We start from the raw sequence: 14,534 nt of genomic DNA on the forward strand, positions 1-14,534 counted from the left end.
GCGAGATATTTCTAGTCACAAAGTGGAATCAAAGCTGATTGTGAAAGTTGTAAAATGTCCGACTTCACTTTCAACTGAAATCCGACCATGATAGAGTTTTACGATTTTATGTGCGATGGACAGACCGAGTCCATTTCCGCCTTGTTGTCGTGAACGAGATTTATCGACTCGATAGAAGCGGTCAAAAATATGTTCTTGGTCAGCTTGTGGAATGCCCATACCTTGATCCGTAATGGTAATGATGACTTGATTATTAATCAACTTGGTCGTAATCGTGATGTGTTTGTTTTGCGTATCGTATTTAATTGCATTGTCTAGAAAGATTAATAATATTTGTTCCAAATGAAATGAATTAATAACTAAGTTGATACAATTTTGATTTGTGGAAAAATCAAAATGATAGTCCGGATGAATCTGTTGTAACGCATGAATACGATTTTTAATTTCCTCATTTACATTCACTTTTTCAGTTTGATTTTCAGTTGTTCTAGAATCATCTTTTGTTAGAAGTAACAACTCTTCAACAAGTTTTGTGATTCGGTTCATCTCTTCAATTGAAATGTTAAGAGATTCTTCTAAAATATCAGGATCTTTCTTCCCCCATCGATGAATGAGGTTTAAATGACCTTGAATAATTTGTAAAGGTGTCCGTAATTCATGGGATGCATCTTCAACAAATTGACGTTGTTGGTTGAATGAATTTTCAAGTTTAACCATCATGTTATTAAACGTATCAATGAGGGCATCCGTTTCTTCATAATTTGTTGGCACTTCGAGTTTTTCTTGGAAGCCATTACGTCGAATCTGGGTCATTTTTTCAGTAATGATATTAATGGGCTGTGTAATTTGAGAAGAAAAGAAATAGCTGAGTGACGCAGTAACAAATAAGGCAATCAATCCAAATGTCAGTGCAAGATACGTAATAAAGTTAAGCAAATCGTCGTAAACATCTAATGAATGGACTACGGTAGCATATCCCTTAAAATAAGGGGTGTTGACAGGACTAGAGACGATAATAAATGATCCGGAATCTGTGCGAAGTATTTTGATATTACGTGTCTCGTATGCATGAAAGGGTGGTGTATACTTTAAATTAGTGGTGTTAACGTTTTCAAAGATTTTAGAGCCTTTTTCGTCGTATAAAATCACTTTTTGATAATTGTCAATGACTGAACTGAATTCAAGCGCTGTAATATGTTTGACTGGCTTGGTTTCAAGCAAATTATACAAATCGTCAGCGCTGCGTTCTGCTTTTTCAAATTCATTTTGCTTTAACAAGCTACTAATTGCATAAATAATGAGTAAACAAAAGATGAAAATGATTAAAAAAGTAATTAAAGTGGTTACAAAAGTCCACTTTGTTTTTAATGTTGATTGTTTCATTGGCGAATCACATAACCTACGCCACGGACAGTTTCAATCAGTTTTTGTTTGTCGATGCGCTTCAATTTATTGCGTAAATATCGAATGTAAACATCAACGACATTTGTTTCCACTTCTGACTCGTATCCCCATACGTGGTCGAGTATTTGCTCTCTGTGTAAAACACGGTTTTTATTTTCAGCAAGTAATAATAATAAATCAAATTCGGTTTTAGTTAACTCCAAAGTATCATTTTGATATGTGACATTGAATGCATTTTTATCAATTTTTATGCCATCTATTTCAACAACATTAGCGAGAGCGGCATGTTCATCTGTATAGCGGCGAATTAATGCGCGACTTCTTGCTAAAAGTTCTTCAATTTCAAAAGGTTTAACAATATAATCATCTGCGCCATTATCTAAACCCGTGACCTTGTCATAGATTTCTCCTTTCGCTGTAATCATAATAATGGGTGTATCTTTTTGCGTTCGCAATCGTTTACATACTTCTAAACCATCCATTTCAGGCAACATTAAATCAAGTAAAATGAGATCGAAATCATGTTGTAATGCACGATTTAAACCTGTGATGCCATCATATCTGACTTCAACATCATAATTTTCATGTTTAAATTCAAGTTCGATAAAACGTGCTAAGTTTTGTTCATCTTCTATTATGAGTACTTTTTTCATATTTGCCACCTCAGTCATAATCATATGATAAAAATTAAAAACACGAAAGTTTTTTAAAAAATTTCCTGTTTTTAATTGACAATAATTCTCAATACGTTATAATGTAATTGAAAATGATTATCAATCCCAACGACCCCCCACTACAATTCGTTAACATGATTGAGTCATTTTCAAGAATATCCCCTTTTATATGCCCGTATAAAAATTCGTTGATATTAAACGTTAAATAAAAGCCGTCGCATCATTGCGGCGGCTTTTCGCTATTCGTATTGCGGATTCAAAATCGATGTAACAGGAATGTATCAGTAGACATGGCCTCAAAATCCTACATTTCAAGATAAAACACTTGAATAAAGGTGTTCCGCTTTTATTCTAATCCGAGTGGACGACGCAAGATAAGTTGCGTAAGTACAATACAAAACAGTCCGCCTATTATTCCAGCGATTATGTCAGTCGGATAATGGACACCAAGATATACACGCGAGCTAGAAATTAAAATAATGAATACCACGCATAAAGTCATTACAACTGTTTTGGATTTGCCTTTTAAAATTCGGTGTGCAATGTAAATCAAACTACCGAAAAAGGCAGTAGAGCCCATTGCGTGACCACTCGGAAAACTAAACCCTGAAATATCGATTAAACGTAATAATGTTGGTCTTTCACGATCAAAGATATTTTTTAAAATGGGATTAGAGACACCGGAGAGTATCATTGTTAAAGCCAGAAACAGTGCTTCGACTTTATATCGATAGAGCAACAAAAGTGCAACCATGATTAAAGATAAGGTAATCATTGCCCACACTTCACCAATTTGAGTCGCACCAAAAAAGATTGAAGTGCTAATGAAACTTTCCGATGAATAAATAAAATTGTATACTTCGTTATCAATCCATTTGCCGATCCGAGATTCATGAAACATCGCTATTATCGAAAAAATGAGTGTAAAAACTAATAATAGTGATATTCTTTTCCAATGTGACATACATCATCCCCCTAATGCAGTGCATCCTTTATCACTTTTTCAAGTAAATCTTGACGTGTGAAACTTTCGGTAAAACATGCCATATTTTTAACATATTGGCGTCTGTTTTGTTCGATTTCTTGCAATGCAAGCATCAACGATTCTTGAGTTAATTCTGATTCGTTGAGCATTTTAGCATAACCTTGTTTTTCGAAATATCGAGCGTTATCAATCTGATCACCACGAGATTGATCAAGACCAAGCGGAATTAATAACATTGGAATGTGTAAAGTTAGAAACTCGTATATCGCATTGGCCCCCGCTCTAGAAACAACCGTATCAGTTATCGCTAATAAATGTGTAAGTTCCTCTTTTACAAATTCAAATTGGACATATCCCTCATGTTGAATCGTCTGATCTTGTAAGTGTTTTCCAGTGAGATGGATGATTTGGTATGTCTCTAGTAATTCAGTTAAATGGCGACGAATGGCTTCATTTATTTTTAAACTCCCCATGCTTCCGCCCATGACGAGCAGCACCTTTTTCTTTGGAGAGAAACCAGTGAGTTCAAATCCTTTTTGTCGATCACCATGTTTTAAATCTTCACGTATCGTTGCACCTATAAAATCTGATTTTTCTTTTGGCACATATTTTAATGTGTCTTCGAATGTCGTATATAACCGTTGAGCAAATTTAATGGCAATCTTATTAGCTAAACCGGGTGTTAAATCCGATTCATGAACAATCGTTGGAATTTTTAATGTTTTGGCTGCAAGAATAACTGGAACAGAAACGAATCCGCCTTTTGAAAAAACAATATCTGGACGTTCACGTTTTAACACTTTTCGTGCATCTGCAATGCCTTTAAGCACTTTAAAAATATCTTTAACGTTTTCAAAAGAAAGATAGCGACGTAATTTACCACTTGAAATCGGATAATAAGAAATCTCTGGAAGTTGAGACGTCACCATTTCTCGTTCTATTCCTTGTTTGGAACCGATATAAAAAGCTTCATGTCCTTGCTCTATTGCTGTAGGAATTAAACTTAAATTCACCGATACATGTCCAACAGTACCGCCACCTGTAAACGCAATTTTTACCATAAGAACCCTCTATTCTGTTATTTTTTTATAATATGCATAAAAAGGTTTACCCTTATCAAAAGGAAATTCTGTACTCGTCATTTCACCCGCTTTGATAAAGTGATATTTACGAAACAACCCTTGAGCACGTTGGTTTTGTGAGAATGTATCAGTTAATAATAAATCAATTTTGTGCTGCTGAGCATACGCAATGGCGAAACGCATCAAAGCATGGGAGATCCCTCGATATTGAGGTGAAGCGACTAAACGATGTATGACAAAAGCCTTCTCTTTCTCTACAGGCCACTTGAATGTATCGTACCAATCTGGCGCCAGTTGGTCAATGACAATAAATCCTTTTATCGTATCATTTTCATCATAGACAAAGAGATGGCCTGATTCAAGGTCCGTGATAAAATGTTCTCTTAACGGATATCGGTGATCCCATTGTAGGTGATTATCCTTCATCATGAGTTGTTTCGCTTCTTCAGTTAAACTTACAATGATATCGAGATCTTGAAATGAAGCTTTTCTAATCATACTGCTCACTCCTGTATTTTCGATAATGTTTTTTCCAACATTGGATCATCAGATGATGCTTTTTCGACTAGTTTTTCTGTGAAGACCCGATTTGTTTCTTTATTAAATGTACCCTCTTCAGTCAGTTGATAGTGATGTTGAAATTGTTTAATCGCTTCAGTTAATTGTGCGTCGAAATGTGAATCTACGACGCCCACATTGTATCCTAAAGCTTTAAGTCCAATTTTAATTGATTGAATCATTTTATCTTGTTGACCTTCATGGTAAGTTTGGTTTGTAGGTATGGCTGAAATATTTTCGTAATCTGCCCCCTTCACTTCGATATCCGGTTGAATCCCTTTGCCGTGAATGTAGTGGTTTTTAGGTGTGAGCCATTTCATTTCTGTAAATTTCAGTAATGACCCATCATCAAATTCATGTGTCGTTTGAACAATCCCTTTACCAAATGATTTTTCACCGTATATTTTAGCAATTCCGTAATCGTGTAATGCACCAGCAAAGACTTCTGAAGCACTCGCTGACCCGCCATTAAGCAATATTGAGACCTTCAAATCTTTGACATGATCAAGTGGGGCATTTGTGGTTTTAATGGCTTCTTGTTGATCACCTTTTTCGAGTTTTACGACCGTTTCATCCTTGTCTAAAAAGATGTTTGCCATTTTCACAGCTTCATCTAATAAACCACCTGGATTATTTCGTAAATCAAGTAAAATATTTTTAACACCCTCTTTTTGAGCTTGCTGAATTGCAGATTTTAGTTCACCTGCAGTCCCCGACTGGAATTTGTTGATTTTAAATACACCGATGTGTCCATGCTTTTTATATTCGACACTCTTAACATGAATTTTTTCTCTTTTGATTTTAATTTCTTTTTCTACGCCATCACGCTTCACCGTTAATGTGACAGTCGTGCCTTCTTTACCTCGTACTTTGGGGATGATGGCATCTAATGCTTCACCTTTAATTGAATGGCCATCAACACCAATGAGCTCATCACGAGGTTTAAGACCTGCTTTTTCTGCTGGTGAATCTTTCATAGGACTTGTAATCAAAATCTGTTGTCCTTTTTGCTGCATTTCAGCGCCGATACCAACAAAATCGCCAGAGACATCTTCATGAAAAGCAGTTGTTTCTTCTTTTGATAAATATTCTGTGTAAGGGTCATTTAAATGCTTAGTCATCCCATTAATTGCTGCATTTAATAATTTATCTTTATCTTGTTTTTGGTAGAAATCTGATGCGAGAAGTTCATACACTTCTTCTAATTTTTTGGCGTTTTCATGTACTTTATTATCTTGTGAAAAATGTTGAAAATAGGAGTATACGCCAAACATGATTAAACCTGTCAAAACAACAGTAAGAATTAAACTCAAAATAAATGTTTTTAGTGTGATATAACGCGGTGTTTTTCCTTTATTTGATGAATCTTTCAAACGTATTCCGCCCTTCTATAGTGAAATGATTTAAATAAAGAAAAGGGTGAGACATAATTTCTGCCAACACCCTCAAAATTTAACATTTGAAATTTAAGTCATGTATCAAAATTGAAGCCATTCTTGATATTCGTCATACAAATCATCAAATACAGACATAGGCAATGTATAATTCCCTTCTGTTTCAATGTATGCGGATATGACATCAAAATTCTTTTCGTACTTTGGAAAGGATAAATCTTGAAATATTTGTTCGGCAAAGGTTCCTTTATCATCCTTTTGTCCCCGTACGGTTAATACAAATTGATAGAATGAGACATCTTTCATTATTTCATAACCACTTCAATCACTTGTGTTTCACCTTTGTCGAGTTGATTTGCATTTTTGAAGTCAATCGATGCCACTTGATCAGTATTCGTAATAATAACAGGTGAAATGATTGATTTCGCATTTTGCTCAATGTAGTCAAAATCAAAGTCTACGAGCGGCTCACCTACTTTAACAGTATCGCCACTGTTCACGCGTGTTTCAAAACCTTCTCCGTTGAGTTGAACGGTATCTAACCCAATATGAACCAAGACCTCAAGGCCATTATCCGCTTTCAAACCAATAGCATGTTTCGTTGGGAAAACATTATCAACCACGCCATCAATAGGCGAAACGACTTGACCGTCTACTGGTCGAATACCAAACCCTTCTCCCATCATTTTTTGTGCAAATACAGGATCTGGAATGTCTTCTATATTCACATAAGTTCCTGACATTGGGGTGTAAACGACGATATCTTTTTTTACTTCTTCACTTTTTCCAAACCATTTCTTAAACATAAGCCTCACTCCTTTATTTATCGAAAAGTTTAACTAGGTCACCGTAACCTAATGACTCGAGCTTTTCGTACGGTATAAATTGAATCGCTGCAGAATTGATACAATAACGCAAGCCACCACGTGCTTTTGGCCCATCGTTGAAAACATGACCGAGGTGACTATTGCTATCTTCAGATCGGACTTCTGTTCTCAACATTCCGAATGAGCGATCCACTAATTCGATAATGTCTTTATCATCTATTGCTTTTGAAAAACTAGGCCAACCACAATCAGACTCAAATTTATCATCAGAAGTAAAAAGAGGCTTACCTGAAATTTTATCGACATAAATGCCTTTTTCAAAATGATTCCAATATTCATTGTTAAAAGGGGGTTCAGTCCCATCTTCTTGTGTCACAAGGTACTCTAAGTCTGTTAAGTCTTTTTTATCTTTTTTAATCATGCCTGTTTCCCCCAATGCTTTTGGATAAATGCTTTTCGTCCAGACCCACGCTGATATTGCGCGTAGTGAAGTGGATGTTTTTTATAATAGTCTTGATGCGCTTCTTCCGCTGGATAAAAATTAGTATAAGGCTCAACGGGTGTGACAACTGGGCTGTCAAAAATTTGGGCTTGATTTAAGGCCTCGATTTTTTGATGAGCTGCTTGTTTCTGCGCGTCATTATGATAGAAAATAACAGGACGATAACTTTCGCCTCTGTCAAAGAATTGCCCATTTTTATCGGTAGGATCGAACGTCTTAAAATATATATCTAAAATGTCTTCATAACTGATCACATGTTCATCGAATTCAATTTGTACAGCTTCTACATGACCTGTTGTATTGCTACAAACTTGCTCATATGTGGGATTTTCAACTGTACCCCCACTGTAACCTGATATTACTTTTTTGACACCATCAAATGTGTCGAATGGTTTGACGAGACACCAAAAGCATCCACCTGCTAATGTTGCTAAAGCCATTTTGAACACCTCCGTTTTTATTGATGAGATGAATCTTTAAGTACAACTAAGCCAATCGCGCCTGTTCCCGTATGTGAAGAAATCACTGGCGTTGTATGTCCTGAATCAAAATTTTGAATTGTAAATGTTTCATCTAATTTTTCTTTAAATTTAGCCATAAAATCTTTTGCCTTAGCATGCGAAATTCCAATTGATTTGATGGAAGCTTCGCCAATAAAAGGTTTTAAATCTTTGATAACATATTTAATGCAAGCATTTTGTGTTCGTGCATTATGAATAATTTCTAACTTTCCATCAATGAGTGAACCGATGGGTTTAATTTTCATAAGGTTACCGATAAGGCCTTTTGCCTTGCTAATACGGCCTCCTTTAATCAGTTGATCTAATTGACCTATGATGACATACAATTTAATGTCTTTTTGTAAGTTTTCAATTTTAGAAACGATTTCTTCTGTTGGGTAGCCTTCTTCGACCCATTGAATCAATCGTTGCAATTGATAACCTAAACCAAAGGAAATTGATTTTGAATCAATAACCGTTATTTTAGCATCTACCATTTCGCTCGCTTGGACAGCTGTTTGATACGTCCCACTTAAACCAGATGAAAGATGCAGACTTATAATTTCGGCACCGGTTTTTGCAATGTTTTCATAGGTTTCAATAAATTTTCCGATTGGAGGTTGACTTGTTTTGAAATCATAACGATCATCCCCTAAATATTGAGAAAATGATTCAGATGTAATGTCTGTTTGATCTTCAAATGATTTCCCGTTAATTGTAACACTCAATGGAATGACATGAACATTGTGTTGCTCCAGAAATGAAAAATCTAAATCAGATGTTGAATCCGTAACGATTACGCGTTGCATGTTAAAAACCTCCATAAATTACTTTCTAATAAGGTGTAAGAAGGTGTGGGGATATTTGTTTTTATCATCCACTTTCCCTTCCTCGGCAGAGATGACTTCCCATTCTTTAAATGTATAAGGGGGGAAAAATGTGTCTGCTTGAAATTTATCGTTGATGACTGTGATATACATATCATCTACTTTGTCTATGAATGCTTCAAAAAGCGTTTGTCCGCCAAAAATGAATATTTGTGTATCATCAATAGCGGAAATTTCATTAATGTCATGTATGACTTCAACGCCTTCTGGTTTGAAAAGGGTGTTGCGTGTCAGTACTACATTTCGTCGGTTTGGCAATGGTTTACCAATTGACTCATATGTTGCGCGCCCCATTACAAGTGTATGACCTGTGGTGAGTGCTTTAACGTGTTTTAAATCGTTCGGTAAGTGCCAAGGGAGTTGCCCCTCGAAGCCTATGCCACGATTTTGATCATGTGCGACTAAAATAGATAGTGTCATATGATTACTCCTTTTTAGTGATACAGCTTTAATTAAACAGCGATAGGTGCTTTAATCGCTGGATGTGATTTATAATTGATGATTTCCAAATCTTCATATTCAATTTCAAAAATTGAACGTGTACTATTGATTTTGAGTTCGGGTGGCGCATAACTTGAACGTGCAAGTTGTGTGCGAACCGCATCTAAATGATTGCTATAGATATGTGCATCACCAAATGTATGAATAAATTCACCCACTTCGAGTCCACATTCTTTCGCAATTAAATGCGTTAATAAACTGTAGCTTGCAATATTGAAAGGAACACCTAAGAAAATATCTGCACTTCTTTGATAGAGCTGACAACTTAAACGTCCATTTTCAACATAAAACTGGAATAGTGTATGGCAAGGTGGTAAAGCCATAGTGTGAATTTCTGTTGGGTTCCAAGCGCTAACAATATGGCGACGAGAGTTAGGATTCGCTTTAATTTGTTCGATGACCGTTTTGAGTTGGTCATAACGTTGGCCATCTGCGCCCACCCAATCACGCCATTGTTTTCCATAAACGTGACCTAAATCACCATGTTTTTTCATAAAATCATCATCGGTTAAAATTTGGCGCTTAAACTTTGCCATTTCTTCTTGATATGTTTTGGCAAATTGGGCATCTTGCTGTACTTTATGTCCAAAATCTGACATGTCTGGACCCATGTAATCTTCACTCTGAACATATTTTTCAAAGGCCCATTCATTCCAAATGTTGTTGTTGTATTGTAGTAAGTATCTTAAATTCGTATCACCACGAATGAACCAAATCAGTTCTGTGGCAACCAATTTGAAAGAAACTTTTTTAGTCGTTAATAAAGGGAATCCTTTTGAAAGGTCAAAACGTAACTGATGTCCGAATTTTGAAATGGTACCTGTAGCAGTGCGATCATCACGATGTTTTCCTATTTCTAATATTTCCTTACACAAGTCATGATAGGCTTGATCAAACGGATTCATGACATTCACCTCTTTCTCTTAGTATATATAATAGACGATTTTCAATGATTTGAGAAATAAAAGCAACATTTCAAAACGGATTGATATATCGTATATAAAAACGGAATGTATTCATTATAACTACTTTAAAGAACATGTAATAAAAAGGAGTGAAGCCATGGATGAGGCAACACTCCCTTTTGTTAACCTTGACAATGTGTATCAAAAGCGTTTTTGATATCCATTGCGATATCATTAATATCTCGTCCTTCAATATGCTCGCGTGGCATAAAGTGCACCAATTGTGAGCCTTTAAATAATGCAAATGACGGACTTGACGGGGCTTGTTGAATATATTCGCGCATTTTTAATGTCGCTGCTTTGTCTTGACCGGCAAATACAGTCACTTTATTTGTCGGTTTATGTTCATTTTGTTCTGCAACTGCGACAGCGGCTGGACGTGCTAAGCCTGCTGCACAACCACATGTTGAATTAATGACGACAAAAGTAGTGTCCTCTGCGTTTACATTTTCCATGTATTGCGCTACAGCTTCTTCAGTTTCTAAACTTTCAAAACCATTCTGTGTTAATTCGCCCCTCATTTGTGCTGCCAGTTCTTTCATATATGCATCATATGCGTTCATCGTTAAACACTCCCTAAAATAATTTATTGATTTCGATTTGCGATTTGTTTCCACACCGAGCCTAGAGCTTCTTCACCGTTTTCAATTCGTGCGATTGCCATTTTAATTTGCAATTTCACTTCATATGCAGGGTCGTCTTCATGCGCTTTAAGCGTGGATAATTGTTCAGGACCCCCCTCATCGAATATGAACATGGCTGCACGCCAACGCACAATTTTTTGAGGATCATTCAGTGCTTTTTCCATCTCAGGTAAAGCTTCCTTAAAGCCTAAATCACTGATGCTATCACCTGCAGTACGTCTTACTGCAGGATGACGATCGTGAAGTCCCTGATAGAGATAAGGCAATGTCGCTTTATCTTCAATCATACTTAATAAGACAATGGCTTCACGTCGTAACGGTACTTTATCCTCTTTCAACGCATATTCGAGAATCGGATAGTCATTCGTCGTAGGAGTTGGAAATGATTTTAGCATTCTAAGTCGAGCTTTCCAGTCTGATACTTGTTGATATGTTTCTAAAGTCACATGTTCATAATGTTTCATTGGGACGACGACATCTGTCTCTTTTGCTTCTTGTACGAGTTGTTTGAGGACATGCTCTGGATAAAGTGCATTCACTTCTTCTTCAACATGAATCATTATTTCGTCTAGTGCGCCATACCGAACGCCTAAAGCTTCCCATTTACGTAAAAAAACGACATTATCTTGAGGGTCTTGGGACGCGAGCATCGCATTTACAAAAGTGTCACCTAATTGTTGTCGTTTTTCTTCTGTTGATGTCGTTAACTTAATTTGATAAGGAATGTTTTTAAATTTAAGTAATTCAACCTTAACCTCTCCAAAATGTGACTCAGATTTTAGTGGTGACGCTTTTTCTGGTTCATGTTGATTGAAAGTCGCCGTCACTAATGGAAGTACATCTTCCCAGTCCATTTTTGGTTGTTTGTCAACAGCAAGAAAATCCAAGACATAAAAAATGGACTTCACGCCGTCTAATTTTAAAATCTCATTGATAAATTGAGGTTGATTTTCTGCGACGGTCGTATAAGTCGTCGATTGCTGATCCTGTCTTTTTTCAGATAGAATGATTTTCATCGTATTTGGACTAGGTGTAGGTTCGATCTTTATAATCTCCATGTTCATCCTCCTCGTCAAATCTTTACAGCCCTTTTATTGTAGTGCTTTACCCAGTTGTTGAATTTGTTTGCCAATTGAGCACTCATTGATGCAAAAGTGATGTGCTTGTGTTTTGCTTCTTACTTTACGAAGATGTGTTTTTATCAAGCATTGATCACAATATTGTTCAGATAGTCGATCAATTGAAGTCATAACCTTCGTTATTGTATCAATTCGCACAAAAATCACCTCGTTTGAATATAGTGCGTACAATATTCATTATCGTAACATGATTTAATAGGACATTGAAGTGTTTGAACTTACCAACATCAATGTGAGCATGGATATGTTACTTTTTAGTCAGTGACTATTGAAAAACCGTTTAGAGTTGATTATAATAGTTGAGTTATCATGATATGCGGTTTCTAAACACCCGCGTCAACAAAATTTAGGAGGTCTTTACATTGTATAATGAATGGCTAGGTATCGTATCATTTTTCGTAACATTTACTTTAATGGTGATGATGTTTCGAATATTTGGTAAATCAGGATTATATACTTGGGTCGCTATTGGCACAATAATTGCTAATATTCAAGTGATAAAAACGATTGATATATTTACCATTTCTGCGACTTTAGGTAATGTCATGTTTGCATCGATTTATTTAGCAACGGATATTTTAAATGATATCTATGGTCGTAAAATAGCAAAAAAAGCAGTTTGGCTTGGTTTTGCATCGACTTTTATCATGATCGTTGTGATGCAAGTGTCATTAGCATTTCAACCGAGTGATGTTGACATGGCCCAAGATGCTTTGCAATCCATATTTAATGTTGTGCCACGTATCGCGTTTGCTTCAATTATTGCTTATATTATAGGACAGCATGTAGATGTCTTTGTATTTAGTATGATAAAAAAGGTGTTTTATACTGATCGAACATTCATCATTCGTGCTTATGGCAGTACGGCATTAAGCTCTATTGTAGATACGGCACTTTTTGTTATAATCGCATTTGCAGGAAGTTTACCCAATGGTGTCGTTTTTGAAATTTTTGTGACGACATATTTACTCAAATTATTATCTACAATTTTAAACGTTCCATTTGGTTATTGGGCAAAATCACTCTATCGTCGCCATAAAATAAAAGATGACGTGCGGTGATCATATTGAACTGATGCGGATGTACAGTTCCTCACAAATTATACAAGTGTGGTGTATGCGGATTGGCAAAAATTTATTTTGATGCTGCAACGAAAGGGAATCCCGGTTTAAGTACATGCGGTGTTGTCATTGTTACCGAAGAAAATCGTTATACGTTTACAGCTGAACTCGGTGAAATGGATAACCACACTGCCGAATGGGAAGCGCTTCTTTTTGCTTTATCACAGGCACAGACTTTAAACGTCAAGAACGCTTTGTTTTTTACAGATTCTCAGTTGATAGAAGATGCTGTCAACCGTGAATTTGTAAAAAATGTAAGATTCAAACCTTATTTAACGCGTTTTTTACAAGATTCACAAACGTTCCAACTCACATTTGTGAAATGGATTCCTCGTACACAAAATAAAGCAGCGAATCAATTAGCTCAAAATACTTTATTTAAAGTGCTCAATCAGTCATAACATTAAAATAGCCACTTCAGGTGTCTTATTCAAATCAAGTCACACCGAGTGGCTATTTTTCATGTTTATAAATTTAAAATATATTGTTTTGAAACGAAAAGTTCATGTTGGTCTAAAACAGAGAGAACATGATTTAATTCTACTTGATGTGCCATTTGTTCGAATAAGTTTGAAATCGACAATGGGACATGGCATTCGATAGTTGCAAGTTGTTTCGATAAATGAAGTGATGTTAAATCCTGAGTGATTTTCTTTTGCTGAGCTGCTGTGAGAGCGGAGAGATTATCGACAACTTCTTCTACTGAGCCATATTGTTGTATCAATTTAATTGCTGTTTTTTCACCTATCCCTTTTACGCCGGGATAACCATCTGCACTATCCCCCATAAATGCTTTTACATCAATGAGTTGACTAGGCTGTAATCCATATTCTTGCTCGAACCGTTGAAGGTCATATTTGTGATATTCGTTAAATCCTTTTTTTATTAACCAAACAGAGACCTGATCGTTTACACATTGTAACAAATCGCGATCTCCGGTAATGATATAGACTCGGTGATCCGACGACTGTGCATATGCATGTGAGAGCGTACCAATGATATCGTCAGCCTCATAGTTTTCAACCCCTACATTTAAAAAGCCTAATGCATTTGAAATGTGTTGAACTTGTCCAAATTGAGGAATCAGTTCTTCAGGAGGTGCAGGTCTATTTTGCTTGTAACCGTCAAACATTGTATTACGAAAAGTCGTTTTCCCCATATCCCAACAGACAGCAATGTGTGTTGGCTCAATGTCTCTTATAGCACTATACACATGTCTGACAAAACCTTGAGTCCCATTTGTAGGAACGCCTGTTGTATTACGCATGAAATTTTTGTGTACGCTCGTCGCATAAAAATGGCGAAATAATAGTGCCATACCATCGATAAGTAAAAGTTTCTGTGTCATGTT

Annotated in this window: 19 protein-coding genes; 2 read left to right on the forward strand and 17 right to left on the reverse strand. The window is 36.2% G+C overall.

Annotated elements, in window-relative coordinates:
- Positions 1 to 15 precede the first annotated feature (15 nt).
- The 16 genes from B5P37_RS11180 to B5P37_RS11255 all read right to left on the reverse strand — a co-directional run bounded on the left by B5P37_RS11180 (position 16) and on the right by B5P37_RS11255 (position 12,173).
- Positions 16 to 1,383, reverse strand: coding sequence for a HAMP domain-containing sensor histidine kinase (locus B5P37_RS11180; protein ID WP_085238285.1), 1,368 nt, complete (start codon positions 1,381 to 1,383; stop codon positions 16 to 18).
- Positions 1,380 to 2,057: a response regulator transcription factor gene (locus B5P37_RS11185; protein ID WP_085238286.1), complete on the reverse strand. Its 678-nt coding sequence runs from the start codon at positions 2,055 to 2,057 to the stop codon at positions 1,380 to 1,382. Before B5P37_RS11185 ends, B5P37_RS11180 begins: the two co-directional genes overlap by 4 nt.
- Positions 2,058 to 2,424: 367 nt before the next feature.
- A complete protein-coding gene (locus B5P37_RS11190; protein ID WP_085238287.1) occupies positions 2,425 to 3,042 on the reverse strand; it encodes a phosphatase PAP2 family protein in 618 nt (205 codons plus the stop codon).
- A gap of 11 nt (positions 3,043 to 3,053) precedes the next feature.
- On the reverse strand, positions 3,054 to 4,124 hold the full coding sequence (locus tag B5P37_RS11195) for an undecaprenyldiphospho-muramoylpentapeptide beta-N-acetylglucosaminyltransferase (RefSeq protein ID WP_085238288.1): 1,071 nt from the start codon (positions 4,122 to 4,124) through the stop codon (positions 3,054 to 3,056).
- A 9-nt stretch (positions 4,125 to 4,133) separates the two neighbouring features.
- A complete protein-coding gene (locus tag B5P37_RS11200) occupies positions 4,134 to 4,643 on the reverse strand; it encodes a GNAT family N-acetyltransferase (RefSeq protein WP_085238289.1) in 510 nt (169 codons plus the stop codon).
- A 5-nt stretch (positions 4,644 to 4,648) separates the two neighbouring features.
- On the reverse strand, positions 4,649 to 6,076 hold the full coding sequence (locus B5P37_RS11205; protein ID WP_240622389.1) for a S41 family peptidase: 1,428 nt from the start codon (positions 6,074 to 6,076) through the stop codon (positions 4,649 to 4,651).
- Between the two features lie 105 nt (positions 6,077 to 6,181).
- Positions 6,182 to 6,403, reverse strand: coding sequence for a YozE family protein (locus tag B5P37_RS11210; protein WP_085238290.1), 222 nt, complete (start codon positions 6,401 to 6,403; stop codon positions 6,182 to 6,184).
- On the reverse strand, positions 6,403 to 6,903 hold the full coding sequence (locus B5P37_RS11215) for a PTS sugar transporter subunit IIA (RefSeq protein WP_085238291.1): 501 nt from the start codon (positions 6,901 to 6,903) through the stop codon (positions 6,403 to 6,405). The genes B5P37_RS11210 and B5P37_RS11215 overlap by 1 nt, the downstream gene beginning before the upstream one ends.
- 13 nt (positions 6,904 to 6,916) lie before the next feature.
- On the reverse strand, positions 6,917 to 7,345 hold the full coding sequence (gene msrB / locus B5P37_RS11220) for a peptide-methionine (R)-S-oxide reductase MsrB (protein WP_085238292.1): 429 nt from the start codon (positions 7,343 to 7,345) through the stop codon (positions 6,917 to 6,919).
- Positions 7,342 to 7,866 (reverse strand): peptide-methionine (S)-S-oxide reductase MsrA, encoded by a 525-nt coding sequence (gene msrA, locus B5P37_RS11225; protein WP_085238293.1) that lies wholly within the window; start codon positions 7,864 to 7,866, stop codon positions 7,342 to 7,344. The genes msrB and msrA overlap by 4 nt, the downstream gene beginning before the upstream one ends.
- A 17-nt stretch (positions 7,867 to 7,883) precedes the next feature.
- Entirely contained in the window at positions 7,884 to 8,735 is an 852-nt protein-coding gene (locus B5P37_RS11230; protein ID WP_085238294.1) for a DegV family protein, read from the reverse strand.
- An 18-nt stretch (positions 8,736 to 8,753) separates the two neighbouring features.
- Positions 8,754 to 9,233 (reverse strand): dihydrofolate reductase, encoded by a 480-nt coding sequence (locus tag B5P37_RS11235; RefSeq protein ID WP_085238295.1) that lies wholly within the window; start codon positions 9,231 to 9,233, stop codon positions 8,754 to 8,756.
- Positions 9,234 to 9,265: 32 nt separating this feature from the next.
- Positions 9,266 to 10,219: a thymidylate synthase gene (locus tag B5P37_RS11240; RefSeq protein WP_085238296.1), complete on the reverse strand. Its 954-nt coding sequence runs from the start codon at positions 10,217 to 10,219 to the stop codon at positions 9,266 to 9,268.
- Between the two features lie 182 nt (positions 10,220 to 10,401).
- Positions 10,402 to 10,842, reverse strand: a complete 441-nt coding sequence (gene brxA / locus B5P37_RS11245; protein ID WP_085238297.1) for a bacilliredoxin BrxA — start codon at positions 10,840 to 10,842, stop codon at positions 10,402 to 10,404.
- Positions 10,843 to 10,865: 23 nt separating this feature from the next.
- A complete protein-coding gene (locus B5P37_RS11250; RefSeq protein WP_085238298.1) occupies positions 10,866 to 11,981 on the reverse strand; it encodes a conserved virulence factor C family protein in 1,116 nt (371 codons plus the stop codon).
- Between the two features lie 33 nt (positions 11,982 to 12,014).
- On the reverse strand, positions 12,015 to 12,173 hold the full coding sequence (locus B5P37_RS11255) for a zinc-finger domain-containing protein (RefSeq protein ID WP_085238476.1): 159 nt from the start codon (positions 12,171 to 12,173) through the stop codon (positions 12,015 to 12,017).
- Between the two features lie 251 nt (positions 12,174 to 12,424).
- Here B5P37_RS11255 and B5P37_RS11260 point away from each other — a divergent pair, with 251 nt between their 5' ends.
- Both B5P37_RS11260 and B5P37_RS11265 read left to right on the forward strand, forming a co-directional pair.
- Positions 12,425 to 13,123 (forward strand): queuosine precursor transporter, encoded by a 699-nt coding sequence (locus B5P37_RS11260; protein WP_085238299.1) that lies wholly within the window; start codon positions 12,425 to 12,427, stop codon positions 13,121 to 13,123.
- 62 nt (positions 13,124 to 13,185) lie between these two features.
- On the forward strand, positions 13,186 to 13,584 hold the full coding sequence (locus B5P37_RS11265) for a ribonuclease HI family protein (protein WP_085238300.1): 399 nt from the start codon (positions 13,186 to 13,188) through the stop codon (positions 13,582 to 13,584).
- 65 nt (positions 13,585 to 13,649) lie between these two features.
- Here B5P37_RS11265 and B5P37_RS11270 read toward each other — a convergent pair whose 3' ends face one another.
- Positions 13,650 to 14,531 (reverse strand): 5'-3' exonuclease, encoded by an 882-nt coding sequence (locus B5P37_RS11270; protein ID WP_085238301.1) that lies wholly within the window; start codon positions 14,529 to 14,531, stop codon positions 13,650 to 13,652.
- Positions 14,532 to 14,534: the final 3 nt, after the last annotated feature.

It is taken from the genome of Staphylococcus lutrae, assembly GCF_002101335.1.
GTDB classification, from domain to species: domain Bacteria; phylum Bacillota; class Bacilli; order Staphylococcales; family Staphylococcaceae; genus Staphylococcus; species Staphylococcus lutrae.

Bases quoted from the DNA above. Each gene is read 5' to 3' on its own strand.
- B5P37_RS11180 (WP_085238285.1), bottom strand. From the start codon at position 1,383: ATGAAACAATCAACATTAAAAACAAAGTGGACTTTTGTAACCACTTTA.
- B5P37_RS11185 (WP_085238286.1), bottom strand. From the start codon at position 2,057: ATGAAAAAAGTACTCATAATAGAAGATGAACAAAACTTAGCACGTTTT.
- B5P37_RS11190 (WP_085238287.1), bottom strand. From the start codon at position 3,042: ATGTCACATTGGAAAAGAATATCACTATTATTAGTTTTTACACTCATT.
- B5P37_RS11195 (WP_085238288.1), bottom strand. From the start codon at position 4,124: ATGGTAAAAATTGCGTTTACAGGTGGCGGTACTGTTGGACATGTATCG.
- B5P37_RS11200 (WP_085238289.1), bottom strand. From the start codon at position 4,643: ATGATTAGAAAAGCTTCATTTCAAGATCTCGATATCATTGTAAGTTTA.
- B5P37_RS11210 (WP_085238290.1), bottom strand. From the start codon at position 6,403: ATGAAAGATGTCTCATTCTATCAATTTGTATTAACCGTACGGGGACAA.
- B5P37_RS11215 (WP_085238291.1), bottom strand. From the start codon at position 6,903: ATGTTTAAGAAATGGTTTGGAAAAAGTGAAGAAGTAAAAAAAGATATC.
- msrB (WP_085238292.1), bottom strand. From the start codon at position 7,345: ATGATTAAAAAAGATAAAAAAGACTTAACAGACTTAGAGTACCTTGTG.
- msrA (WP_085238293.1), bottom strand. From the start codon at position 7,866: ATGGCTTTAGCAACATTAGCAGGTGGATGCTTTTGGTGTCTCGTCAAA.
- B5P37_RS11230 (WP_085238294.1), bottom strand. From the start codon at position 8,735: ATGCAACGCGTAATCGTTACGGATTCAACATCTGATTTAGATTTTTCA.
- B5P37_RS11235 (WP_085238295.1), bottom strand. From the start codon at position 9,233: ATGACACTATCTATTTTAGTCGCACATGATCAAAATCGTGGCATAGGC.
- B5P37_RS11240 (WP_085238296.1), bottom strand. From the start codon at position 10,219: ATGAATCCGTTTGATCAAGCCTATCATGACTTGTGTAAGGAAATATTA.
- brxA (WP_085238297.1), bottom strand. From the start codon at position 10,842: ATGAACGCATATGATGCATATATGAAAGAACTGGCAGCACAAATGAGG.
- B5P37_RS11250 (WP_085238298.1), bottom strand. From the start codon at position 11,981: ATGGAGATTATAAAGATCGAACCTACACCTAGTCCAAATACGATGAAA.
- B5P37_RS11255 (WP_085238476.1), bottom strand. From the start codon at position 12,173: ATGACTTCAATTGATCGACTATCTGAACAATATTGTGATCAATGCTTG.
- B5P37_RS11270 (WP_085238301.1), bottom strand. From the start codon at position 14,531: ATGACACAGAAACTTTTACTTATCGATGGTATGGCACTATTATTTCGC.